Genomic DNA, 24870 nt, shown 5'->3' on the forward strand with positions numbered 1-24870 from the left:
GCATGAAGACACTTTCGGACGACTTATACAAACAATTCAGCAACTTTCTGGCAGTACAGAGCGGAATCGTGCTGGGTGACAACAAACAGTATCTGGTCAAGAGTCGGCTTTCACCCTTGATGACTCAGTTTGGTATTGAGAGTCTGTCTGATCTGGTTACTCGAGCGATGAGTGTGCGTGAGCGTGACCTGAAAATGGCAGTGGTTGATGCCATGACTACCAACGAGACCCTCTGGTTTCGCGATACTTACCCCTTTCAACTACTCACTGACAAGCTTTTTCCCGAACTGGGCAAGAGTGGCCGTCCGATCAAGATCTGGTCGGCTGCCTCCTCGTCCGGGCAGGAGCCCTATTCCATCGCCATGACGGCGCTGGAACAGCAGGTCAAGAAGCCGGGTACCTTGCCCGGTGGCGTGCAGATTGTGGGCACCGATATTTCCAGCACCATGCTCAATCAGTGCAAGGAAGGGGTGTACGACAGCCTGGCGCTGGCTCGTGGTTTGTCACCTGAGCGCAAAAAATTGTTCTTCGAACCTTATGGTGACAACAAGATGCGGGTGGTGGAACGTGTCAGAAAATTGACCACGTTCCGGCCACTGAACCTGCTGGAGAGCTACAGCCTGCTCGGTAAGTTTGACATCATCTTCTGCCGCAACGTGCTCATCTACTTTGCGCCGGAAGTGAAGTCGAAGATCCTCAATCAGTTCGCAGCCAGCCTCAACCCTGGTGGTTATCTGATGCTGGGGGCCTCAGAGTCACTGGCTGGTCTGACCGATCGGTTCGAAATGGTCCGTTGCAATCCTGGCATCGTCTACAAAGTCAAATAACCCCGCTTAAAATCCCTCTTTGGCACACCTCTTGCTAATAATTTATCAAGCAGGAGGTGTGCTATGGCAATTTCATTCGACAAGGCATTCGGGATTCACCAATACACGCTGGGCGTTCGTTCCAAGCGTGCCGAGGTGCTATCCAGCAACATTGCCAACGCAGATACCCCGGGTTTCAAAGCCAGGGATATCAACTTCTCAGAGGCATTGGCACAGGCCCAGCATCAGCAAGGGTTTGGTATGGCCACCACCAGTGAGAAGCACTTTGCCTTGCAGTCGGATGCCCCTGGTCTGATGCAGTACCGCAATCCCCTGCAGCCGGATACCGGTGATGGCAACACGGTTGACGTGCAGCAGGAGCGCAGCGAGTTCTTGCGCAACAGCCTTGAGTACCAGACCTCCCTTGAATTTATGAACGGCAAGATCAGTGGCCTGTTGAAGGCCTTGAAAGGAGAACAGTAATGAGTTTGTTCAAGGTCTTTGACATTGCAGGCTCGGCCATGAGTGCACAGTCTGTTCGACTCAACACGGTGGCCAGCAACATGGCCAACGCCGACAGCGTCAGCTCCAGCGTGGAAAAAACTTACCATGCCAGGCGGCCAATCTTTGCCGCTCAACTGGATCAGGCGATGTCAGACAAGCAATCATCGGTCGGGGTCGAGGTGAAAGGGATTGTCGAGAGCAAGGCCCCCTTGCTCAAGGAGTACAACCCCAACCATCCCATGGCGGACGATGATGGCTATATTTTCAAACCCAACGTCAACATGGTTGAAGAGATGGCGGACATGATCAATGCCTCGCGCAGCTATCAGACCAATGTGCAGGTTGCCGATTCTGCCAAAAAAATGTTGCAGCAGACTCTCAACCTCGGCAAGTCCTGATAGGGGTAAGCACAGATGGCAGATACAAGTAGTGTGAACGGCATCAGCCGTACCACAACCCAGACCACTGATACGACGACGGCCCCGAAGAAAGAGCTGGATCAGGCGTCTTTTCTGAAGTTGCTGACCATGCAGCTTTCCTATCAGGACCCGTTCAAGCCGGTGGATAACGCCCAGATGTTGTCCCAGATGACCTCCATGTCGACTTCGGAGGGGATCAATAGCCTGTCAACCCAGATGGGTAATCTCAACACTCTGATGACCTCAAGCCAGGCGCTGCAAGCTTCTGCGCTGGTGGGGCAAAATGTGTTGTTGCAGAGCAACGTTGGTTTTCTGGAAAACGAGGGTTCCATTGGCGGTGTTGTGGCTGTCGGCGTCGAGAACAAGTACACGAGCGTCAAAATTACCGTAGAAGATGAGAAGGGGCAGGTTATCAAGGAGTTTGCTCTGGAGGGCGATCAAAAGGGGAACGTTGAGTTTACCTGGGATGGCAAAGACAAGAACGGTGAGCCCGTCGCGTCAGGCAAATATGTCCTCAAGGCCAACGGTAACAACTCGGAAGGAAAGTCGGAAAGCATCGCTACATTTGCTTATGGCAAGGTTGATAGTGTGGTCTTGGGGAATGGAACCAACCCGACACAGCTCAATCTGAAAGGCCTTGGCACAACAACCCTGAACAGTATCCTGCAGATTGCAGGAGCGACCACCACACCACCAACCACCACGCCTACAGCATCGATCTAAGGAGCTGGATATGTCATTTAACAATGCCTTGAGCGGTGTCAACGCGGCACAAAAAGATTTGAACGTTACCGCCAACAACATTGCCAACGTCAATACCATGGGCTTTAAAGAGTCCCGTGCCGAGTTTGCGGATGTTTATGCCAACTCGATCTTTGTCAATGCCAAGACACAGGTCGGCAACGGTGTGGCGACGGGGGCGGTGGCTCAGCAGTTTCATCAGGGGGCGTTGCAATTTACCAACAACGCACTGGACCTGGCGATCCAGGGCAATGGTTTTTTCGTCACATCGGACGGTCTGACCAATCTGGATCGCACCTACACTCGGGCTGGAGCTTTCAAGCTCAATGAAAACAGCTATATGGTCAACAACCAGGGCCACTATCTGCAAGGTTATGAAATTAACACGGATGGGACACCCAAGGCGGTGAGCATCAACGCCACCAAGCCGATTCAAGTACCGGACCGGGCGGGCGAGCCTAAAATGACCGAGCTGGTGGAAGCAAGTTTTAACTTGAGTATTGAGTCGAAAACCAAGCCAACGGACCCCGCCGCTTTTGATCCCACCAACTCAGCCACCTTTGCACACTCAACATCCGTGACGATCTATGATTCGCTTGGCGCCCCCCATGTGATCACCAAGTATTTTGTCCGCCATGAGGATCCGGTTACTCCGGGGACGCCAATGACGCCGGGTACCTGGAGCATGTACATGTATGAGGGGGACAAGCCCATTGATATCGCTAGTGGTGCACCCAGCCCGGGCCCAGGCATCCCCACTGGCGTCCAGATGACGTTTACCTCCGGCGGAAAATTGGATCCAGCTCTTACTATTCCAGCTCCACCGGCCCCGATCAAAACCGTCACGCTGGGCACAGCGGCCGGGATTATTAACAACGGTGCAGATCCCACTCAGGCAGTGGAAATTCGTCTCAGTGATGTGACTCAATACAACTCCCCTTTCAACGTCACCAAACTGACTCAGGATGGCGCCACTGTGGGTAATCTGACCAAGGTGGAGATTACACCGGACGGTATTGTTTCTGCCACCTACAGCAATGCGACGACGTTAAAGGTTGCCATGGTTGCGCTGGCCAAGTTTGCCAACTCGCAAGGACTGACTCAGGTCGGCGATACCTCCTGGCGCCAGTCTCTGCTTTCTGGAGATGCGCTGCCCGGTACGCCTAATTCGGGCACCTTGGGCAGTATCAAGTCTTCGGCGGTGGAGCAATCCAACGTGGACTTGACTTCCCAGCTGGTGAATCTCATCACGGCCCAGCGTAACTTCCAGGCCAACTCCCGTTCGCTGGAAGTGAACAGTTCATTGCAGCAGACCATACTGCAGATCCGTTAATGATGACGGTGTTACAGGGGGCGCTTCGGCGCCCCTTTTTATTGTTCCCTTTCCGTGGGCGTTTATTCAACAGACGTTGGCACTCAAATTGCAGTTACCTGATCAGAGTCATCGGTTTGACGGAGGATCTCATGGATCACATGCTTTACATCGCCATGTCAGGGGCCAAGGAAAACATGAATAGCCTGGCTGTTCGTGGCAACAACCTGGCCAATGCCAATACAGTCGGTTTCAAGTCTGACTTCGAGCAGGCGCGCAGTATGCAGGCGTTTGGTGAAGGGCTGCCATCCCGGGTGTTTGCCATGACGGAGCGGCCCGGTCAGAACTTGCAGCACGGTATGTTGATGACGACAGGGCGAGATCTTGACGTGGCCGTTGACGGTCAGGGCTGGATTGCGGTGCAGGATCCCAAAGGCGGGGAAGCCTATACCCGCATGGGCAACCTGCAACTGAGTGCAACGGGCAACCTGCAAACCTCAACCGGTCTGAACGTGGTGGATGATGGGGGCCAACCCATAGTGCTGCCGTTGCCGATGGAAAAGATCGAGATCAACCGGGATGGCACCATCAGCGGTCGTCCTGAAGGGGCTGCCGCCAACCTGCCGGAAGATTTCCAGCGCATCAAGCTGGTAAAACCCGCGGCTGACGCCGTGGAGAAGGGCCAGGACGGACTGTTTCGTCGCAAGGATGGCCAGAATGAGGCGGCCTCGGCCACTGTGGGCCTGATCGCAGGCTCCCTGGAGGGGAGCAACGTCAACGTGGTCGACGAGATGACCAACCTAATCCGGTTGCAACGTCAGTTTGAAACTCAGGTCAAAATCATGAAGACCGCCGAGGAAAATGACGAAGCCCAAACCCAGTTGCTGCGCATCAGCTAATAAAGGAGTTTTACATGAACCCTGCACTTTGGATCAGCAAGACCGGCTTGGATGCACAGCAGACCAACATATCGGTCACCTCGAACAACCTGGCGAACGCCAGCACTGTGGGTTACAAAAAATCCCGTGCCATCTTCGAGGATCTGCTCTATCAGAACATCAATCAGCCCGGTGGTCGTTCCTCGGCGGATACCGAACTGCCGTCAGGCCTGATGCTGGGTGCCGGTGCCAAAGTAGTGGCAACCCAGAAGAACCATGGTCAGGGCAACGTGCAGACCACGGACAACTCGCTGGATCTGATGATCAGCGGCCGTGGCTACTTCGAAATTCAGTTGCCAGACGGCAGCGCGGCTTATACCCGTAACGGCCAGTTCACCCTCAATGATGAAGGGACCATAGTGACCCCAGGCAACGGCTATCCGCTGCAGCCGGAGATCCAGATCCCCGAAAATGCCCAGAGCGTGACTGTGAGCACGGATGGTCAAGTATCGATCCAGCTCAAAGGGGATGGCGCTTCCCAGGTCGTGGGACAGATCAACCTGTCCGATTTCGTCAATGCCTCCGGTCTGCAGCCCATGGGTGAAAACATGTTCCTCGAAACCCAGTCCAGCGGCGCGCCCATCGGAGGCGTGGCCGGTGCAGACGGGCTCGGGGTCATCAAGCAGGGCATGCTGGAGACCTCCAACGTCAACGTGACCGAGGAGCTGGTCAATCTTATTCAGGCACAACGAGTCTACGAGATGAACTCCAAGGTTCTCTCGGCGGTGGACGGCATGATGTCCTTCCTTATCCAGCGTACATAAGTTGGCTGTGGACGGCATGAGCTCATTTTTGATCCCGCGCACATCAGTAGGAGGCGCATGATGAAAACCATATGGATGCTGGGACTGCTGGCGCTGGGAGGTTGCAGCAGCACTCTCAATACCGCCAAGCCCGATGATCCCGAGTTTGCCCCCGTTTACGGGGAGTCGGATCCCGTGTCGGTCAGACCCACAGGGGCTATTTTCCAGCCTGATCAGGTCAACGGCATCTACTCGGACATCAAGGCGCACAAGGTGGGTGACATCATCACCATAGAGTTGGCCGAGTCCACCTCTGCCTCCAAGAAAGCGAATACCCAGAGTGGCAAGGATAACAAGCTGAGCATGGAGCCCGTTACGCTGGGCGGAGTGCCGGTCACAGCAGGTCCTTATGACCTGTCGGCGTCGCTGGGTCAGAACAGCGCCTTCAAGGGGCAGGCCAAGGCGGACCAGAGCAACAGTCTGCAGGGCAATATCTCGGTGAGCGTGGCCAAGGTGCTGCCCAACGGCAATCTGGTGGTGCGCGGCGAGAAGTGGATCATGCTCAACAATGGCAACGAGTACATCAGGATCACCGGCATGATACGGCCCGAAGATGTGACGTCCGAAAACAGTGTGTCGTCACAGCGGGTGGCCAATGCCCGTATCCATTACGGTGGTACCGGTGATCTGGCCAACAGCCAGGAGCAAGGGTGGCTTACCAGCTTTTTCAATGGCCCCTGGTGGCCGCTTTAGGAGATGTTATGAAGTCACTCCGTCTTGTGACCCTGATCTGCTGCCTGATGCCTTTGGGAATGGCCCACGCCTCCCGTATCAAGGACATCAGCTCGGTGGAAGGGGTTCGTAACAACCAGTTGATTGGCTACGGTCTGGTCGTTGGTCTGCCCGGTACTGGCGAGAAGAACAACGCCTTCACCGAACAGACGTTCCGTACCATGCTCAACAACTTCGGTATCAAGGTGCCGGATAATATCAAGCCCAAGATAAAAGATGTGGCACCGGTTGCCATCCATGCAGATCTGCCTCCTTTCTCCAAGCCGGGTCAGACCATAGATGTGACCGTATCGGCCATCGGTGAGGCCAAGAGTCTGCGCGGCGGCACCCTGTTGCAAAGCTTCCTGAAGGGGCTGGACGGGCGCGTCTATGCGGTGGCGCAGGGCAGTCTGGTGGTGGGTGGTTTGGGAGCCGAAGGGGCCGACGGCTCCAAGGTGGTGATCAATACGCCGACAGTGGGCCGTATCGCCAACGGCGCGACCGTGGAGCGGGAGGTACCGAATTCCTTCGGCCAGGGGGATACCATCACCTTCAACCTGAATAGGCCGGACTTTACCACGGCTCGCCGCCTGGCGGATGTGGTCAATGATCTGGTGGGACCCAACACGGCGCAGGCACTCGATGCCACCTCGGTCAAGGTCTATGCGCCGCGGGATCCGGGTCAACGGGTCTCTTATCTGGCGACCATAGAGAACCTGGAGGTGGATCCCGCCAGTGAGTCGGCCAAGATCATCGTCAATTCCCGTACCGGCACCATTGTCATCGGCAGCAATGTGCGGCTCAAGCCTGCGGCTATCAGCCATGGCGGCTTGACGGTCACCATCGCAGAAAACCAGCAGGTCTCCCAGCCAAATCCACTGGCGGGAGGAGAGACGGCGGTGACCAACAACTCGACCATCAATGTCCAGCAAGAGCCGGGGCGCATGTTCAAGCTCGATACTGGCGCGACGCTGGATGATCTGGTCCGGGCGGTGAATCAGGTCGGGGTGGCTCCCGGTGATCTGATGGCGATCCTGGAGGCGTTGCAACAGGCGGGCGCCATCGAAGGTCAGCTGGTCATACTGTAACAAGCGGCAAGGGGTTGCCACGGGCGGCAATGAGGTAAGCAAAATGGCAGAGTTTGACACCAACAGCGGCATGAACATGGGCATGGTGCAGGATATCAAGAACCTGGATCGCCTGCGCCAGTTGAGCCAGAGCAAGGATGGGCAGGCTGCCGCACTGCAAAGCGCTGCCCGCCAGTTTGAATCCATTTTTACCCAGACCCTGTTCAAGGGGATGCGCCAGGCCAATCAGGTGCTGACCCAGGACAATCCCATGAGCAGCAGCTATACCCAGTTCTATGAAGGCATGCTGGATGAGCAGCGGGTGTCCGACATGGCCAGCAAGGGTGGCATGGGGCTGGCCGACATGGTGATCAAGCAGTTCTCCCCCGAGACCTTTACCCGCCACGATGGCCGGGTGCTCAAGATGCCACAGCGTACCGAACGGGTTTATAAGCCCTACCAGCCACCGACCTCGGCGGCCAACGATCTCATCTCGGCTTCAAAAGTTGGCAAAGATTTTGCTGATAAAGAGATGGGCGAGGCTGCCCAGCCGTTGGCCTCATCGCATCGCATTCATCGCACCGTCCCCCCCATGGGGCTGGCACAAGAGGGTCGTGCTGTACGGGGATCCAAGGCGCTGGACAAGACGGCACAGGTGTTCGAGACCCCGGAAGAGTTCGTCAATCGGCTTATGCCCCTTGCCAAAAAAGCGGCGGACAAGTTGGGCCTGAGCCCGGCGGTACTGGTGGCACAGGCTGCACTGGAAAGCGGCTGGGGCAAGCGGGTGATCAAGAATGGAGAGGGAGAAATCACCCATAACCTGTTCGGCATCAAGGCGGATCCGCGTTGGCAAGGCCCCAAGGCGGTGGTCAGCACCCTGGAGTATGAACAAGGGGTGGCGTCACGCCAGAAGGCAGCATTTCGCTCTTATGAGTCGTTTGAAGAGAGCTTCAACGACTATGTAGATTTCCTGACCTCGGGTACCCGTTACAAAGGGGCCCTGGCCAAGGTGGACAGTCCGGACCGTTACTTTGAAGCCTTGCAACAGGCGGGCTATGCCACGGATCCCCAGTACGCCAGGAAACTGAAACAGGTGTTGCGCAGTGATGCCATTGCTGGCTACTCCGCTACCACCAACACAGAAATGGAGCTGTAAGTCATGGCAAGCGATCTGCTTGGAATTGGTACCTCGGGTGTGTTGGCACAGCAACGCTTGCTGCAGACCACCAGCAACAACATAGTCAACGTCAACAGCCAGGGCTATGTGCGTGAGCGTACGCTGATCTATACCAATTCCGTCGGTATGGGCACGGGTGACATGCTGACCGATCGGGTCATCAATACCTACGCCCAGGGTGAGGTGCGTCGTGATACGTCCGCCTATTACGCCTCGGCCAGTCGCTACGAGCAGCTCTCCAATACCGACATTTTGCTGGGGGATGCCAGCAACAGTGTCGGTGCAGCCGTTACCTCCTATTTCAAGGCGTTCCATACCGCCAACGAGGCTCCCGCCGACATCGCCGGTCGCAAGACCACCCTGAGCGAGCTCAGCGGCATGGTAAACCGCTTTCATACCCTGTCAGCCCAGCTGGACAAGCAGACCGACACCATCAACACCACCATAGGTGACGAGACCAAGAAGGTTAACAACCTCATCAACAGCATCAATGATCTGAATCAGGCCATCCTCCGCACCCAGGGAACGCCGGAAGAGAATCTGATGCTGTTCGATCAGCGGGATGAAGCCATTCGCCAGCTCTCCGAAAAAATGGAGATCAGCACAGTGCCTCAGGCCAATGGCAGCATGCTGGTCAACATGAGAACGGGCCACTCCCTGGTCCTCAATGGCGGGGTCGCCCAGTTCAGCGTTGTCTCGGGTAACCCGGATTCTCGGGAATCCGAGCTACAGCTGACCATGGGGGCCAATAAAACCACCATCAGTGACAATGACATAGGTGGCGGGGTGGGGGGCTTGTTTTCCGCTCGCAATGATCTGGAGCCGAGCAAGCGTGAGCTCGGTCAGTTGGCGGCGGCTATGGCCGATGCCATGAACCGGCAGAACCGGTTGGGGATGGATCTGGATAACGAGCTGGGGGGAGATCTCTTCTCCCTTGCCTCCAGCGATGGGCTGGCCTATGAGCAGAACACCGGCACCGGTGCCGCCAAAGTCAGCTTCGTGCCAGGGAAAGGCACCGAGGTTACCACCTTTGATTACGAGGTACAGTTCAGCAGCGCCACCGGTTACGAGGTGTTCTCGCTGGACAAGGATGGCAACCGCACCTCGCTGGCGACCGGCAGCACACCACCAGCCACTTTCCAGCTGGCAGGTCACGGCATCGAAATAGACTTATCCGGCACACCTGCGGCAGGGGACAGGATCTTGCTGCAACCCACCAAGCAGGCGGCAGCCGGATTGGGCCAAGCGGCCACCCGCCCGGAGGATCTGGCGCTGGCATCCCCCCTCAAGGTTGACAAGCACAAGGACAACTTCGGTTCTGCCGAGATCAAGCTTGGCGGCGTCTTCAATACAGGCACGGGTTCGGGTTTTGGCACCAATACGCTGGATCCGGCAGCGCCCCAGGTGGTGAAGATAGATGGCAGCGGCAACTACGAAGTCTATGCGGCAGATGGCACTACCCTCATCGGCGTGGCGCCGGCTTCCAGCAAGGGCCAGAATTTGATGGCCGCCATCGAGAACCCGCTGCCAGGTCCCAAGGTCTATGCCGATCCGACCCAGACTCCCGGCTATGAGTTCAGCATCACAGGTACGGTAAGGGCCAGTGACAGTTTCACCCTGAGTTACAACCAGGATGGTTTTGCCGACAATGCCAACGGGTTGGCACTGGCGGAGCTGCAAAACAAGGACCTAGTGCGTAAGAGCACCAATGCCGGCACCAGCAATGACAAGATGACCTTCAACGAGGCTTACTCGGGCCTGGTGACAGGGATAGGCAACCAGACCAACCAGGCCAAGACCTTGCTCAAGGCCAACGAAACAAAATTGAACCAGAGCACCAGTATTTTCGAGAGCGTCTCTGGCGTGAGCCTGGAGGAGGAGGCGGCCAACCTTATCCGCTACCAGCAATCTTATGCGGCATCGGCCCAGGTGGTCAGCACCGCCAAAACCATCTTCGATACCCTGTTGTCTTCAGTGAGGTAAGTGCATGCGTATTACCACCAACATGGTCTATAGCCGGAATATCACCTCGCTGAACAATGCCAACGAAAGGTTGAGCACGGCTTATGAACAGCTGCAGAGCGGGGACAAGTTCAAGACCTCGGGGGAAGACCCCTCCGGCATGAGCCAGAAGATGGCGCTGACCAAGGAGATCGATCTATTCAAGCAGTATGGCGTCAATGGCAGCCTGCTTGAGAACAGCCTGGGTCATGAAGAGACAGTGTTGACCGCGCTCAATACCGCCATGACCAGTGCCCAGACCCTGATCCAGAAATCCAACGATTCCGCGGTGAGCGCAGATGACCGTCTGGCGATTGCCAGTGAGCTGGAAGGGTTGCAAAAACAGATGTTTGACCTGATGAACAGCAAGAATTCCCAAGGCGAATTTATTTTTGGTGGAAACCAGAGCAAGACCCAGCCATTTATCAAAGACGCCAGCGGGAATTATCTCTTTCAGGGAGATACCGGCCAGCGCAATATTCAGGTGTCACCAACGGTGCAAATTGCAGCCAATGATTCAGGCTTCAATTTGTTTGAGGTAGTGCCTACGCGCAGAACCAGCAGTGCTGCCAGTGCCAATATTCAAGTCGGGGTGGCCGATCAGGGAAACTTCGACAGTTTTTATCGCAATAATTATGATCCAGCCCTAGCCAGCAACCAATATACGGTAACCACGGCCGCGGGTACGCCGGATACGTATGAAATACGGGATGGTGGCGGCACCCTGTTGCAAAGTGGTGATTATGTCGCGGGCAACAAGATCCCCTTCAATGGCCTGGAGCTGACCCTGGATCTGCCTGCAGGCGGTGCAGCGCAAGATTTTGTACTGGATCCCCCCCAGAACAACAATATTCTGGATGGCATGTCCGACTTTATTACCGCTCTGCGTGACCCCAATATTTCAGCGGACGATTTTCAGATAAAAGTCGCGGATGCGACTTCCCATATGAAGAATGCCCGCTTGAATGTCGATCAGGGGTTGGGTGAGATCGGCGGCAGAATGAACAGTCTGGAGCAGGTGCTCGGCTCGAACGACGGTTTGAGTACCCTCAATCAACAAGCCAGGGCCAAGGTATCCGAGGCGGATTTGTATGAAGTGATCGCCACACTGTCAAAAGAGGATGCGGCATTGAGTGCCTCCCAGCTCTCTTTCAGCAAAATAAGCAAACTGACGCTGTTTGATTATATTCGTTGATATTTTCACGGGCCCGGTCACCGCAATTTCATTGCCAGGTGACAGGGCCCATTTGCTGAATACCCACTGATAGCTCTCATATGAATCCACTCTAGCCCTAATTGTAACAAGATATTGCAGCAGGCCAATTACCTTGTCCTGGTGGCTTGACTCGTATTGAGCATTCGATAATTATGCAGCCCGCACAACAAAGGGTTGTGCATACTTTTTGCAGCATCTCGTTAGGCGAGGCTCCTGTATAAACAAAGGCCACTGATCTCACGACGTCCAGAGACGCCCAAGATCAGGACAGTTTTCATCGGATTAAGGTGTAAACCCAAGTGGCTTCCGGCATGCCGGATACGTTATGCAGTGCTAAAGCTGGTACGTGGGGATGATGACACGCCGGACGGCGTCATTTCCTGCCTATTACTCGTCAATCAAATTGCTGTTTTCTTTCAGACGGCGACCGGATATCCGATCGCGCTCAGGCCCTGCCTGAAATCACATGAGGTCACTTGTGATGAAGAAAACACAGACTCTACTCAATCGTCATCAACTGCTCGATCTGGCCGCCCTGCAGGGCTGGCTGGAGAATAATCTGGATCCGGTTCAGCGCGCCGATCAACTGCTGACCCTGCGTCCGGAAGAGCTCAACTGTATCTTCGATACCCTGCCCACTGAACAAGGCGCGGCCCTGCTGAGCTCACTGTCGGCCGATGTTGCCGGCCGTCTGCTGCTGCGCTTGCATGCCAGCCTTATCGGTGTGTTGCAAGGGGCTATCCCTCGTCGTGATATGCTGGACATACTGCGCCGACTGGGCAGCAGCGAGCGCACCATGCTGCTTTCTCGCTTCCCGGAGCCGGCTCAGTCCACCTTCTACTCCCTGCTCGACTGGCCACCAGAATCGGTTGGCGCCAACATGCGCCATGAGTTTCTGGCCATCAGCGATCAGCAGACGGTGGGCAGTGCCAAGCAGTTGATCCACGATGCCTGGGACAATGCCCAGTTGTTCCAGAACCTGTATGTGGTCAACGCTGAGCATCGTCTGCTCGGCAGTATCGCGCTCAAATCCTTGCTGATTGCCGATCCCCAACTGCCCGTCAGCGACCTGATGGACAGGGATACGGTGCGCATCAATGCGCGTGCGGATCAGGAGATGGCTGCCCGTTTGCTGATTGACCGCGATATCTCGACGCTACCGGTAGAGGAGAAGGGCAAGCTGGTGGGTATCTTCCACGTGGACGATGCTGCCGACATCCTGGAGCTCGAATCCACAGAGGATGCCGAGATGCAGGGTGGCTCCTCGCCGCTCGATACGCCCTATCTGCAGGCGACTCCCTGGCAACTGTGGCGCAAGCGGGTGGGCTGGCTGCTTATCCTGTTTGTGGCAGAAGCCTATACGGGCACAGTACTGCGGGCATTCGAAGAGCAGCTGGAAGCCGCCATTGCGCTGGCCTTCTTCATACCGCTGCTGATCGGTACCGGTGGTAACAGTGGTACCCAGATCACCACTACCATAGTGCGGGCCATGGCTGTGGGGGAGGTGAGCATGCGCAACCTGGGGACTGTCTTGAAAAAGGAACTCTCCACCGGTTTGCTTATCTCGGCAGCGATTGCGGTTGCGGCATGGATCCGGGCCTGGAGCCTGGGTGTCGGCCCCGAGATCGGCATGGTTGTGACCTTGACCATCATCGCCATCGTGCTCTGGAGCGCTACCGTTGCTTCCATCATTCCCATGGTGCTGCGTCGCTTCCGGATTGACCCGGCTGTTGTTTCTGCTCCTTTCATCGCTACCCTGGTGGACGGTACCGGCCTCATCATCTACTTCGAGATGGCCAAGTGGTTGCTGCCCGAGCTGCAGTAAGCCGCCGTTAAAACGAGTGGATAACAGCAAAAAGGCAGCCTGGGCTGCCTTTTTGCTTGTCTGTTTACGGGGTGGAGAAAGGGGATCAGCTTAGCTGGAACAGCAGTGGCCAGCCCTGCTCCTGACAATAACGGTGCTCTTTCTCCAGGTTCTGCATCAGCAGGCGGTTCTCGTCGCACCAATCGATCGGCAGGGTGACCACCAGCTGATCTTCGGCTGCCTGCACCTTCCATTCCGGCAACAGGTTGTCTTGGCGCCTGTGGTGCGCCGCCACGGCGAGGCGAAGGATGCGAATGCAACGCAGCACGGTCTGCTCGTCGTGGTTGGGCAGTGGAGGGAGCTCGGAGAGCTTGAGCCCCTTGCGCTGAAACCGCACCAGCGCCGCCAGCAGTGCCTGATCGTCCTGGTTGAAGCCGGGCAGATCCGTGTGCTGCAAGATATAGGCGGAGTGGCGATGGATGCCGCTGTAGTTGATGGCCAGACCAATCTCGTGCAGTCGCGCCGCCCAGCCGAGGATGGCGCGATAGGGCTCCTCCGGCATCTCCCAGGGACCGCTCAGCGCATCGAACAGGGTCAGTACGCTCTGCTCGACCCGATTGGCCTGGCGCTTGTCGATGCGATAGTGGGTGGAGAGGGCCAGCGCGGTGCGCTCGCGAATGTCGTGGTGCTGCAAGCGCTCCTCGAATTCATACAGCAACCCTTCGCGCAGGGCACCGTCCGAATACTCCATTCTCTCTATGGGCAGAGAGGTAAAGAGTCCAAGCAGTATGGCCACGGCGGCGGCAAACACCTCCTGGCGCTCCTCGGTCAGGCCGGCGAGTTTCAACTGATCGACCCGCTTGTGGTCGAGCATCTCTCGCTTGAGACGCTCCAGTCCCGCCAGTGTGATGCTGCCATCAGTCCAGCCTTCGCCCTGCAGCACGTCACGCACGGTGCGAATGGAGCCGGAGCTGCCAAGGCAACTCTGCCAGCCCAGCTTGCGATACTGGTTGATGATGGGGGCGAGCTGATGCTGGGTCTCCAGCACGGCGGCGTTGAAGGCCTTCTCGCTCAGCTTGCCGTTGGCAAAGAAATGCTGGGTGAAGCTGACACAGCCCATCTTGCGGCTGGTGAGTGCCTTGTGATCGAAGCCTTCCCCTATGATGAGCTCGGTGCTGCCACCGCCGATGTCCACCACCAGTACCTGTCCTTCAATGTGCTGGGTGTGGGCGACGCCCTGATAGATGAGACGCGCCTCCTCCTGGCCACTGATGATCTCGATGGGATGGTTGAGCACAGAGGCCGCCTCGCGCACGAACTCGCGGGCATTGCTGGCGCGGCGCAAGGTATAGGTGCCGGCGATACGGATGTGATCCGGCTTGATGTTGGTCAGTCGTTCGGCAAACAGGGCGAGACAGTCGAGGCCGCGTCCCATGGCGTCTGCCGACATGCGACGTTGCTCATCCATCCCCTCCGCCAGCCGAACCCGCTCCTTGATGCGATCAACTATCTGCATACGCCCCTCGTTGAGGCGGGCGATCACCATGTGAAAACTGTTCGAGCCAAGATCCACGGCGGCGTACAGGCTATTGTCCATTGTTTGACTCTATGCGTTTGAGGTAGTCGTAAATCGCGACCTGGGAACGGATCTTGCGGCGGTTACCCCGCTTCACATATTCGTTCTTCTGATCCGCATCGATGACGCGAGCCTTGCAAGTGTCGCTCAGTTGCAGCTCGAGAATGTCCATGATGCGCTGTTTGAGGCGCTCGTCATAGATGGGCGTGGCCACCTCAATTCGTCCATCGATGTTGCGGCTCATCCAGTCGGCACTGGAGATATAGAGCTGGGGGTTGCCCTTGTTGTGAAACACCATGACCCGCGGATGTTCGAGGAAGCGGTCTATGATGCTGATCACCTTGATGTTTTCGCTCAAGCCCGGCACGCCGGGACGCAGCGCGCACATGCCGCGGATGATCATCTGGATGGGTACCCCGGCTTGACCGGCGGCATAGAGGCGGTTGATGAGGTCTTTGTCCACCAGGTTGTTGATCTTGAGAATAATGCCGCTGGGCTGTCCCGCCTTGGCGTTGGTGAGCTCGTTGTCGATCAGCCGATAGAGCTGACGGCGGCTGTTGATGGGGGAGACCAGCAGGTGGTTGAACTTGTAACGCTTATAGGGGTACTCGATGTATTCGAACACCCCTTCCACTTCGGCCGTGATATCCGGGTGGCGGGTCAACAGGGAGAAGTCGGTGTAAATCTTGGCCGTCTTCTCGTTGAAGTTGCCGGTGCCGATATGGGCGTAGCGCACCGCCTCGCCATTTTCGTGGCGGGTGATGAGGCAGAGTTTGGAGTGGATCTTGAGACTCGGCACCCCGAACACCACCTTGACCCCGGCGTCGGTGAGAATGTTGGCCCAGTCGATGTTGGCCGCTTCGTCAAAACGGGCCCGCAGCTCCACCACCACTGTCACCTTCTTGCCGTTGTTGGCGGCATCGATGAGGGAGTGAATGATGCGCGACTTCTTGGCGACCCGGTAGATATTGATGCGAATGGCACTGACCGCAGGGTCGAACGCCGCCTGACGCACCAGCTCGGTAAAGTGGTGGAACTTGTGGTACGGGTAGTAGAGCAGTATGTCCTGCTTGGCGATGGCATCGAAGGCATTGACGAAGCCGTCAAAGTCGCAGCATTCAAGGGCCGGCAGCTTGGGGTTTTCCAGATAGTCCCGGCCTACGTTGGGGAAGCCGATGAAATCCTTGAAGTTGTGATAACGCCCGCCCGGCATGATTGCGTCGTAGGAGCTGATCTGCAGCTTGAGCTTGAGGAAGCTTATCATGGCGGCGGGCATCTCCCGCTCGTAGACGAAGCGCACCGGCATGGCAGTGAGACGCTGCTTCAAGCCGTCACTCATCTTGTCCACCAGACTGAGATCCAGCTGATCGGAGAGGTCATACTCGGCATCCCGGGTCAGCTTCACCGCGTAGGCGGCAATCTCGTCATAGTCGAAGAAGCCCTTGAAGATCTCGTCGAGACAAAAGCGGATGACGTTATCCAGAATGATGATCTGCTTCTTGCGGCGGGTGCCTTCCGGCGGCAGCTGGAAGAAGCGGGGCAGATCGTCGGTCGGTACCTCCACCAGAGCGTACTGGATCACCTGGCCATTCTTCTTCATCTCGATGGCCAGATAGGTGTACTCATCCTTGAGGAACTTGACCGGGTTGACCTCTTTGTTGAGCAGGATAGGAATGATGTGGCGGAGTACCTTCTCTCTGAAAAAGACCCGCAGCCACTGATGGATTGACTCGGAAATCTGGGTCTCGTTGACCAGGAAGATGTTGTGGCGGGCCAGCGCGATCAACAACTCCTTGTAGGTGTTGTCGAACGCTTCGCCGAGCGCCATCACCTTCTGCTGGATGGCGCGCAGCAGCACTTTGGCTTCGTCACCGCCGCCGTGTACTTCATTGATGAGAATACGGCGCTTGACGTCCGACACCCGTACCTTGAAGAACTCGTCCTGGTTGGAGGAGAAGATCCCAAGAAAACGGACCCGCTCTATGAGGGGCACCGTCTTGTCCATCGCCTCTTGCAACACCCGTTCATTGAATGAGAGCCAGCTCAGCTCTTTTTCTTCATACTGCTTGTCGGTGCTCATCTAATGCCTCTGTATCAGGTCGCGTCTGCGCGGCAGTTATGGCGTGTGAATATGACAGATTGATGACAATCCGCTCAGTCGGTGAAAGCCTGGTCGATATCGACGACAAGATCGTCAGATAGAGATTCAAGCGCCGCCACAAGATCGTCCAGCTCCAGCTGGGGTGGCAGGGCCACCAGGGCGTGAGCATAGAAGAGAGGGGCGCCCGAGTGGGGCGCAGGTTCGCAACCCGTGGTGAGATCGGCCACGTTGATGTTGAGCTGGCGCAGTATGCTGGCCACTTCGTGCACTATCCCTGCTCTGTCGTTGCCGGTGACGCTGAGCATGACCTGGCGTTCCGGTTCCTGGCCGAGCTGGCCTTCGGCAAAGCTGACGGTGAGGCCGGGCAACATTACCAAGGCCTCACACAGGCAGCGGTAGTGCTCATCGGGCACAGTGACGTGCAGGATGCCGGCAAATTGCCCGGCCAGCTCGCTCATGGAACTGCCCAGCCAGTTGCCCTGCTGCTGTGTGATGACATCCGCCAGACTCTCGACTATGCCGGGTTTGTCTGTACCGATCACGGTCACGACCAATTGCTTCTGCATCCTGCTCTCCTTGGAATTGGGTTTCTGTAGCATTGTGCCTGCTGTGGCAGGCCATATGAAGCCCCGTTCGGCCTAAATAGGCTGAAAAAAACCAGAGGAGAGGTTTGTGCCACGTTTCAGCGCTGCCGGGTATCTGACCCCTGTGGTAGAGTGATGCCCTCTTTCGTTTTGTGAACTGGATAGTGCATTCATGAATACCCTTGTCGTATCGGGATTGGTGTTGTTGGTGCTGCTTCTGCTGGTGGTCTTCTGGACCAGGAGCAAGAGAGGCAAGGCGTTGCCCTATGATCTGCAGGAGGCACTGTTCAGCCCGGCCGAACGCTCCTTCCTCGGTGTGCTGGACTTGGCAGTCGGTGACAAGGCCCGGGTCTTTGCCAAGGTGAGGGTCGCCGATGTGCTGACGCCACAGGCGGGGCTTGGCAAAAGCAAATGGCAGCAACACTTCAACAAGATCAGCGCCAAGCACCTGGATTATCTGCTCTGCCACCCGGCCGATCTCTCCTTTATCTGCGCCATCGAGCTCGATGACAGTTCTCATCGACATCAGAAACGCAAGGCCCGCGACCTTTTCCTGAAAACCGCCTGCGACAGTGCCGGTTTGCCGTTGCTGCAGATCCCGGCGAGTGCCCATTATCAGGTGGAAGAGCTGCGCGAGCAGATCCTGCCGCTGCTGGTCAAGACAACTGCACCGCTGGTCGACAATGTGATGCCGGGTGAGCGCCGCGAGCCAACCTTCAGCCCCTTGCTGCTGGACGGTGTCGACATGGACGAGACCCGCCATGGGGGACGCTCGCCTTCAAGCTCGTCCCCTGTGATCACCACGCCGGTCAGGAGTGCACTGGTCTCGACTGCCGACAGCGAGCTGGTGGATAACTTGTTTGCCGAGGTGGAGGACGAAGAAGACTCGCATTCGCACCAGGCTCCCCATTGTCCCCGCTGCGATGCGCCGCTGGTGGAGCGGGAGGCCAAAAAAGGTCCCCATGCCGGTCGCCTGTTCATGGCGTGCAGCCGCTTCCCCGAGTGTCGCTACGCCGCCCCCCACACCAACGCCCGTCACTGATCCCTTGTTGCATGTTTCCGGCCTGTCACTGGGCCGGAAACATGCAGTCAATATCCCTGCCTCGCGGTAGCGCCCCATGCCTCATCAAAAAAGAGGCGACAAAATTTATCTTATTACGCAGTTGCGTCGATAAACTTAAGTCAAATGCGACAAATTTTGACAATGCGTCGGAATTTTGGCACTTTGTGCGACCTGCATAAGGTGCGTGGCTTGACCACAGAAGCACATTAAAACAATAAGTTACGTCTATTATAAGAGGGATGGATATGATGGCGATGGGAGTATTGATTGTTGATGCCGATGCGCAGCGGCGCCAACAGTTGGGCACTGTGCTCTCGTTTATGGGGATCCCCTGGCAGGAGATTGCCGAGAGCGAGCTGGATGTGGCCATCGAAACGTCCGGCCCGCTGCAAGGGGTGCTGGCCGGTGCCTTGACCGGTCGTCCGTTGGACGAATTGCTGACCCTCTTTCCCCGCATTCCGTTTTTGTCGCTGGTTCCGGCTGATTTCCCCAACAGCAACTTCATCGGTGTCGCCGAAGCTCCCTTCACCTACGAATCCCTCACTCGGTATCTGCATTTCTGTCAGGCATTTGTCTCCTTGCATCCTCGCCAGCAGACCCATGACAAGGGCCAGGCCCTGCTGCGTCTGCTGGTGGGCAAGGGGCGTGGCATCCAGGAGGTGCGCCGCCTCATCAGTCAGGTGGCCGAAACCGACGCCAACGTATTGATCCTGGGTGAGTCCGGGACGGGTAAAGAGGTGGTCGCCCGCGCCATTCACGAACTCTCTTCACGCTGTGCCGGTCCCTTCGTGCCCATCAACTGCGGCGCAATCCCGGCCGAATTGCTGGAAAGCGAACTGTTCGGTCATGAGAAAGGGGCCTTCACCGGCGCCATCGCCTCCCGTCGCGGCCGCTTCGAGCTGGCACAGGGGGGCACTTTGTTCCTCGACGAGATCGGTGACATGCCGTTGCCGATGCAGGTCAAGTTGCTGCGGGTGTTGCAGGAGCGGCTGTTTGATCGGGTCGGCGGTGGCAAGCCGATCCAGGCGGACGTGCGCATCATAGCGGCGACCCACAGGGATCTGGAGGTGATGATCCGCACTCAGGGCTTTCGTGAAGATCTCTACTATCGCCTCAATGTCTTTCCCATCGAGACGCCGCCGCTGCGGGAGCGGGTCGACGACATTCCGCTGTTGCTGCAGGAGCTGCTCAACCGTCATGCCGAGCAGCATCATGGCATCATTCGCCTGACCCAGCGCGCCATGGAGTCCCTGATGCAATACCCCTGGCCCGGCAATGTGCGCGAGCTTTCCAACCTGCTGGAGCGGCTGCTTATTCTCTACCCGCAACAGATCGTCGATGTGGCCGACCTGCCGAGCCGTTATCGTCTGCTGCCGTGCGAGCCGAGGGATGAGCGGTTGACCGAAATGGACGAGCGCGATGCGCTGGCCGCCGTGTTCCAGGATCCGCCCGAGCTGGATATGCACAACAGTCACGCCCGCGCCATGCAGCTGCCTGAGGAGGGGGTCAATCTCAAGGAGATGCTGGCCGACTTGGAGGTGGAGCTGATCCGCCAGGCGCTGGAATCCCAGGATGGTGTCGTGGCCCGCGCCGCCGACTTGCTCGGCATGCGTCGCACCACGCTGGTGGAGAAGATGAAAAAGTACGGGATGAGCAAGGAAGTCTAAAGGTCAAAGCCTTGACGCTTATATTCAAGGCTTTGATTTATAGTGATATTTTTAGTGGCATGGAAATTGAATAACCTGACCTAATCGCCAGTTTGAGGTCAGGTTTATGACAGCCCAGCAGCAGGACAACCCACTCCAGTCTCACGAGGTGAGCCAGCTTTATGCCATCTTCACGGCGCTGCCGACCGGTGTATTGCTGCTCGATGGCGAGGGTCGCATCACCCGTGCCAACCCGGCAGCCCTGGCACTGTTGGGGGAGCCGCTGGAAGGTCAGGCCTGGCGCCAGATCATCGACCGCTGCTTCCAGCCCCGTGAGGATGATGGTCACGAGATCTCCCTGCGTGACGGACGGCGGGTGCAGCTCTCGACCCAGCCACTGCCGGATCAACCCGGCCAGCTGATATTCATCACGGATCTGACCGAAACCCGCAAACTGCAGGACAGAGTCAACCACATGAAGCGGTTGTCTGCCCTTGGCAACATGGCAGCCTCGCTGGCCCACCAGATCCGCACACCGCTTTCTGCTGCCATGCTCTATGCGGCCAATCTTGCCAACCGCACCTTGAAACCCGAATCCCGCAGCCAGTTCCAGCAAAAGCTGATGGCCAGGTTGCAAGATCTCGAGAAACAGATCAACGACATACTGCTGTTCGCTCGCAACGGTGACAACCAGGTGGTGACCCCCATCTCGGTACAGGGGTTGCTGGCCGAGGTACAGGCCGGTGCCGAGGCATTCTGCAACCAGCAGGGCTGCGAGTTGCACATGGAGGCGCCGGAGCCGGATCTGTGCCTGCTCGCCAACAGCAGTGCACTGGCGGGGGCCATCAACAATCTGATCGCCAACGCCCAGCAGGCGGGGGCCACCTCCTTGCTGGTGAGTGCGGTGCGCAGCGGCGCCCGGGTGGAGATGCGTATCCTCGACAATGGCAAGGGGATGCCCGCCCACCTGCTTAACCAGATTTTCGAACCCTTCTTCACCACCCGCTCCCAAGGCACTGGCCTGGGTCTGGCGGTGGTGCAATCTGTGGTGCGTGCCCATCAGGGGGAGGTCAGCGTGGCCTCAGTGCCCACTGAAGGCACCTGCTTTACTCTGTCGTTCCCTCTGCATCAGCAACCGATGCAGCTTGGAGGTGTCGCATGACTCAGGCCCGTATTCTGGTCGTAGAAGATGACAATGGCCTGCGCGAAGCGCTGGTGGATACACTCTTGCTCGGCGGCTACGAGTGTCGTGAAGCGGACAGCGGCGAACGCGCTCTGCTGGCTCTGTCGCGCCAAAGCTTTGATATGGTGATCTCCGATATCCAGATGGGGGGCATGGATGGCCTGACCCTGCTGGCTGCTATCCGCCAGCAATATCCGCAGATCCCCGTGCTGCTGATGACGGCCTACGCCAACATCGACGGTGCCGTGCGCGCCATGCGTGAAGGTGCCATCGACTATCTCGCCAAGCCGTTTTCCCCCGAAGTGCTGCTCAATCAGGTCAGCCGCTATGTGCCAGCCCAGAAAGTAGAAAAGCGCGCTGTGGTATACGGGGATCCCAAGACCGCTGAACTGTTCCAGCTGGCGACCCGGGTGGCCAGAAGCGAAGCCACTGTCATGGTGACTGGCCCGAGCGGTACCGGCAAAGAGGTGCTGGCTCGCTACATTCACGACAACTCCAGCCGCGCCGAACAAACCTTCGTCGCCATCAACTGCGCCGCCATCCCGGAAAACATGCTGGAGGCGACCCTGTTCGGCTACGAGAAGGGTGCCTTCACCGGTGCCGTGCAGGGTTGCCCCGGCAAGTTCGAGCAGGCCCAGGGGGGCACCTTGCTGCTCGACGAGATCACCGAAATGGATCTGGGGTTGCAAGCCAAGCTGCTGCGGGTATTGCAGGAAAAAGAAGTAGAGCGGCTCGGCAGTCGCAAGATGATCCCCCTCGATGTGCGAGTCATCGCCACCAGCAACCGGGATCTCAAGAAGGCGGTGCAGGACGGCCTGTTCCGCGAGGATCTCTACTACCGTCTCAACGTCTTCCCCCTGCGCTGGACCGCGCTCTGGGAGCGGCCCGGTGACATACTGCCGCTAGCAGAACACCTGCTGGCACTGCATGCCAGCCAGCAGGGGCTGCCGACGCCGCAGCTGGCAGAGAGGGCTCGCGAACGTCTGTTGGCCCACGCCTGGCCCGGCAACGTGCGTGAGCTGGACAACGTGGTACAACGTGCCCTGATCCTGAGCCCAGATGGCCTCATTGGCTGCGAGCACCTGATCCTGGAAGAGGTGGACGAAGAGGAGATCCGTTTCACCAGCAGCGACCGTCTCAGCGGTGGCGAGCATCTGGGCAGCGAGCTCAAGCAGCAGGAGCATCAGATCATCCTCGACACTCTGCAAGACTGCAACGGCAGTCGCAAGGCGGTGGCCGACAGGCTCGGCATCAGCCCGCGCACCCTGCGCTACAAGCTGGCCCAGATGCGGGAGGCGGGGATAGATCTTCCCGCCTGAGTATGGGGTCGAATCCCGTCGTGGCCCTGGTTGCTTGGCCTGGTTATCAGGTGGCCGGGAGCCCCTCTGGGTTGCAAGGTGGTGTGGAAACTGTCGTGACCCTCATGGTCTGACTCTGTTGTCCAAAAGGAAGGGCTCGCCTGTTTGCGGGAAGGTGGGGGTGAGCAATACCCTTGTCCCTGGCTGTCCGGCTTGGTTATCAGTGCAGTCAGGGTGGCGTTGCGTTCGAGTGCCCAGGGTGGGAACTGTCATGGTCTTGGCGGCCTTGCTCGATTATCATGGGGTCCTTGGCGTTTGAGCCTGGCCCCTGCTGTATCGTTGATGCAGGGGACCGAGCCTTTATAAGGGACCCCTATGATCTCTCATCGAAAACTCGAAACCGTACTCAACCATCTACTTGAACCCCACGCCATCAAGGATTACTGCCCCAATGGGTTGCAGGTGGAAGGGCGCGCGCGCATTCGCAAGGTCGTGACCGGCGTCACCGCCAGTCAGGCTCTGATCGATGCGGCCGTGGCCCTCGACGCCGATGCCATTCTGGTCCATCACGGTTACTTCTGGAGCGGCGAGCCGGCCCAGATCACCGGCATGAAGCAGCGTCGCCTCAAGACTCTGCTCACTCACGACATCAACCTGTTTGCCTATCATCTACCGCTGGATGTGCATCCCGAGGTGGGTAACAACGCCCAGCTTGCCAAGCTGCTGGACATCAAGGTGCGCCGTGGCCTGGAGCCCTGGAACAGCAAGAGCGTCGCCATGGTGGGCAAGCTGGAAGAGCCGATGAGCGGGGCCGACTTTGCCAAGCTGATTGCCGAGCGCCTTGGCCGCGAACCACTCTATTGTGGCGATACCGGCCCCGAGCTTATCCGCTCCGTGGCCTGGTGCACTGGCGGTGGCCAGAGCTATATCAATCTGGCGGCGGAGCAGGGGATCGATGCTTTCATCTCCGGCGAAGCCTCCGAGCAGACCATCCACACCGCCCGCGAGATGGGGATGCATTTCTATGCGGCCGGGCACCATGTTACCGAGCGCTACGGCATCAAGGCGCTGGGAGAGTGGCTGGCGACCGTGCAGGGGCTGGATGTGACCTTTATCGATATCGACAATCCGGTGTAAGTTCGATTAGCCGCGTAGCGGCGTAATCGGACATGACTGCAGTCATAGAGTGGATATGTAGAAATGACAAGGGAGGCTGAGCCTCCCTTGTTACATTTTGCATGCTGCGCTTGGCGGTTACTCGCAGGCATGACCTGCGGGGCCAAGGGCGGCACCGTCCAGCAGGACGGTATCGCCCTGCATTCTCAGCCTTCCTTCGCAGAACCACTGCACCACCAGCGGGTAGATGCTGTGCTCCTGGACCTGCACCCGGGCCGCCACTTCCTCGACATCGTCACCTTCGAAGATGGGGACGCGAGCCTGCAGGATCACGGGACCGCCATCCAGCTCTTCGGTGACGAAATGGACGCTGGCACCGTGCTCGCTATCACCGGCATCAATAGCCCGCTGGTGAGTGTGCAAGCCCTGATACTTGGGCAGCAGTGAAGGGTGGATGTTGATCATCCGCCCTGCAAAGTGACGCACCAGATCGGCACTCAGGATCCGCATAAAGCCGGCCAGTACCACCAGATCCGGCTGATAGTCATCCATCAGCGCCTGCAGGGCGACGTCATACTCCGCCCTGCTGGCAAACTGCTGCTGGGCCAGAATGGAGGTCGCCACCCCGGCCGTTTTCGCACGCACCAAGCCGTAGGCATCGGCCTTGTTGCTGATGACGCCGACCACTTCGCCGGCAATCTTGCCGCTGGCGCAACTGTCGAGAATCGCCTGCAGGTTGCTGCCGCTGCCGGAGACAAGCACCAGGATGCGTTTCATAGGGGAGGGCATTTGGCTGTTGATCCG

General features: G+C 57.7%; 22 protein-coding genes and 1 riboswitch. Of the genes, 18 read left to right on the forward strand and 4 right to left on the reverse strand.

Features of this window, described 5'->3' with window-relative positions:
* Positions 1-2 precede the first annotated feature (2 nt).
* The 13 genes from ONZ54_RS08025 to mgtE all read left to right on the forward strand — a co-directional run bounded on the left by ONZ54_RS08025 (position 3) and on the right by mgtE (position 13520).
* Positions 3-827, forward strand: coding sequence for a CheR family methyltransferase (locus ONZ54_RS08025; protein WP_005320215.1), 825 nt, complete (start codon positions 3-5; stop codon positions 825-827).
* Positions 828-890: 63 nt separating this feature from the next.
* Complete coding sequence (gene flgB, locus ONZ54_RS08030) at positions 891-1289, forward strand: flagellar basal body rod protein FlgB (protein ID WP_005320212.1); 399 nt, start codon at positions 891-893, stop codon at positions 1287-1289.
* Positions 1289-1708: a flagellar basal body rod protein FlgC gene (flgC, locus tag ONZ54_RS08035; protein WP_005320210.1), complete on the forward strand. Its 420-nt coding sequence runs from the start codon at positions 1289-1291 to the stop codon at positions 1706-1708. The genes flgB and flgC overlap by 1 nt, the downstream gene beginning before the upstream one ends.
* 15 nt (positions 1709-1723) lie before the next feature.
* Positions 1724-2452, forward strand: a complete 729-nt coding sequence (locus ONZ54_RS08040; RefSeq protein ID WP_005320209.1) for a flagellar hook assembly protein FlgD — start codon at positions 1724-1726, stop codon at positions 2450-2452.
* A gap of 10 nt (positions 2453-2462) precedes the next feature.
* Complete coding sequence (gene flgE / locus ONZ54_RS08045; protein WP_017412904.1) at positions 2463-3803, forward strand: flagellar hook protein FlgE; 1341 nt, start codon at positions 2463-2465, stop codon at positions 3801-3803.
* Positions 3804-3934: 131 nt separating this feature from the next.
* Positions 3935-4681 carry a flagellar basal-body rod protein FlgF gene (gene flgF / locus ONZ54_RS08050; RefSeq protein WP_005320205.1) on the forward strand — a complete coding sequence of 249 codons (747 nt, stop codon included), beginning with the start codon at positions 3935-3937 and terminating at the stop codon, positions 4679-4681.
* Between the two features lie 14 nt (positions 4682-4695).
* Positions 4696-5484 (forward strand): flagellar basal-body rod protein FlgG, encoded by a 789-nt coding sequence (flgG, locus tag ONZ54_RS08055; protein WP_005320202.1) that lies wholly within the window; start codon positions 4696-4698, stop codon positions 5482-5484.
* Positions 5485-5544: 60 nt separating this feature from the next.
* Positions 5545-6216 carry a flagellar basal body L-ring protein FlgH gene (gene flgH, locus ONZ54_RS08060; RefSeq protein WP_005320200.1) on the forward strand — a complete coding sequence of 224 codons (672 nt, stop codon included), beginning with the start codon at positions 5545-5547 and terminating at the stop codon, positions 6214-6216.
* Between the two features lie 8 nt (positions 6217-6224).
* The gene (locus tag ONZ54_RS08065; protein WP_034282764.1) at positions 6225-7322 is read left to right on the forward strand and encodes a flagellar basal body P-ring protein FlgI; all 1098 of its coding nucleotides are present in this window, start codon (positions 6225-6227) and stop codon (positions 7320-7322) included.
* Between the two features lie 43 nt (positions 7323-7365).
* Entirely contained in the window at positions 7366-8457 is a 1092-nt protein-coding gene (gene flgJ, locus ONZ54_RS08070) for a flagellar assembly peptidoglycan hydrolase FlgJ (RefSeq protein ID WP_131729843.1), read from the forward strand.
* 3 nt (positions 8458-8460) lie between these two features.
* The gene (locus tag ONZ54_RS08075) at positions 8461-10461 is read left to right on the forward strand and encodes a FlgK family flagellar hook-associated protein (protein ID WP_271787881.1); all 2001 of its coding nucleotides are present in this window, start codon (positions 8461-8463) and stop codon (positions 10459-10461) included.
* Positions 10462-10465: 4 nt separating this feature from the next.
* Positions 10466-11674 carry a flagellar hook-associated protein FlgL gene (gene flgL / locus ONZ54_RS08080; protein ID WP_271787882.1) on the forward strand — a complete coding sequence of 403 codons (1209 nt, stop codon included), beginning with the start codon at positions 10466-10468 and terminating at the stop codon, positions 11672-11674.
* Between the two features lie 210 nt (positions 11675-11884).
* Positions 11885-12054, forward strand: a riboswitch (M-box (ykoK) riboswitch).
* Between the two features lie 122 nt (positions 12055-12176).
* The gene (mgtE, locus tag ONZ54_RS08085) at positions 12177-13520 is read left to right on the forward strand and encodes a magnesium transporter (RefSeq protein WP_005320192.1); all 1344 of its coding nucleotides are present in this window, start codon (positions 12177-12179) and stop codon (positions 13518-13520) included.
* Between the two features lie 85 nt (positions 13521-13605).
* Here the strand turns inward: mgtE and ppx are convergent, their stop codons facing one another.
* The 3 genes from ppx to ONZ54_RS08100 form a co-directional block, all read right to left on the reverse strand.
* Positions 13606-15096 carry an exopolyphosphatase gene (ppx, locus tag ONZ54_RS08090; RefSeq protein ID WP_005320190.1) on the reverse strand — a complete coding sequence of 497 codons (1491 nt, stop codon included), beginning with the start codon at positions 15094-15096 and terminating at the stop codon, positions 13606-13608.
* Positions 15086-17155: a polyphosphate kinase 1 gene (gene ppk1, locus ONZ54_RS08095; protein ID WP_271787883.1), complete on the reverse strand. Its 2070-nt coding sequence runs from the start codon at positions 17153-17155 to the stop codon at positions 15086-15088. Before ppk1 ends, ppx begins: the two co-directional genes overlap by 11 nt.
* Positions 17156-17229: 74 nt before the next feature.
* Positions 17230-17742 carry a glycine cleavage system transcriptional repressor gene (locus ONZ54_RS08100; protein ID WP_058394198.1) on the reverse strand — a complete coding sequence of 171 codons (513 nt, stop codon included), beginning with the start codon at positions 17740-17742 and terminating at the stop codon, positions 17230-17232.
* 190 nt (positions 17743-17932) lie between these two features.
* On the opposite strand from ONZ54_RS08100, the gene ONZ54_RS08105 reads away from it, so the two are divergent.
* The 5 genes from ONZ54_RS08105 to ONZ54_RS08125 all read left to right on the forward strand — a co-directional run bounded on the left by ONZ54_RS08105 (position 17933) and on the right by ONZ54_RS08125 (position 24087).
* Complete coding sequence (locus ONZ54_RS08105) at positions 17933-18802, forward strand: DUF2726 domain-containing protein (RefSeq protein ID WP_005320184.1); 870 nt, start codon at positions 17933-17935, stop codon at positions 18800-18802.
* A 266-nt stretch (positions 18803-19068) separates the two neighbouring features.
* Positions 19069-20490 carry a sigma-54 dependent transcriptional regulator gene (locus tag ONZ54_RS08110; protein ID WP_034523731.1) on the forward strand — a complete coding sequence of 474 codons (1422 nt, stop codon included), beginning with the start codon at positions 19069-19071 and terminating at the stop codon, positions 20488-20490.
* 106 nt (positions 20491-20596) lie between these two features.
* Entirely contained in the window at positions 20597-21631 is a 1035-nt protein-coding gene (locus tag ONZ54_RS08115; protein ID WP_125607423.1) for a sensor histidine kinase, read from the forward strand.
* A complete protein-coding gene (locus ONZ54_RS08120; protein ID WP_021139231.1) occupies positions 21628-22971 on the forward strand; it encodes a sigma-54-dependent transcriptional regulator in 1344 nt (447 codons plus the stop codon). Before ONZ54_RS08115 ends, ONZ54_RS08120 begins: the two co-directional genes overlap by 4 nt.
* Before the next feature lie 354 nt (positions 22972-23325).
* Positions 23326-24087, forward strand: coding sequence for a Nif3-like dinuclear metal center hexameric protein (locus tag ONZ54_RS08125; RefSeq protein WP_416995608.1), 762 nt, complete (start codon positions 23326-23328; stop codon positions 24085-24087).
* A gap of 117 nt (positions 24088-24204) precedes the next feature.
* Here ONZ54_RS08125 and purN read toward each other — a convergent pair whose 3' ends face one another.
* Positions 24205-24843, reverse strand: coding sequence for a phosphoribosylglycinamide formyltransferase (gene purN / locus ONZ54_RS08130; RefSeq protein WP_271787884.1), 639 nt, complete (start codon positions 24841-24843; stop codon positions 24205-24207).
* Positions 24844-24870 lie beyond the last annotated feature (27 nt).

The organism is Aeromonas salmonicida, assembly GCF_028355655.1.
Lineage (GTDB): Bacteria > Pseudomonadota > Gammaproteobacteria > Enterobacterales > Aeromonadaceae > Aeromonas > Aeromonas salmonicida.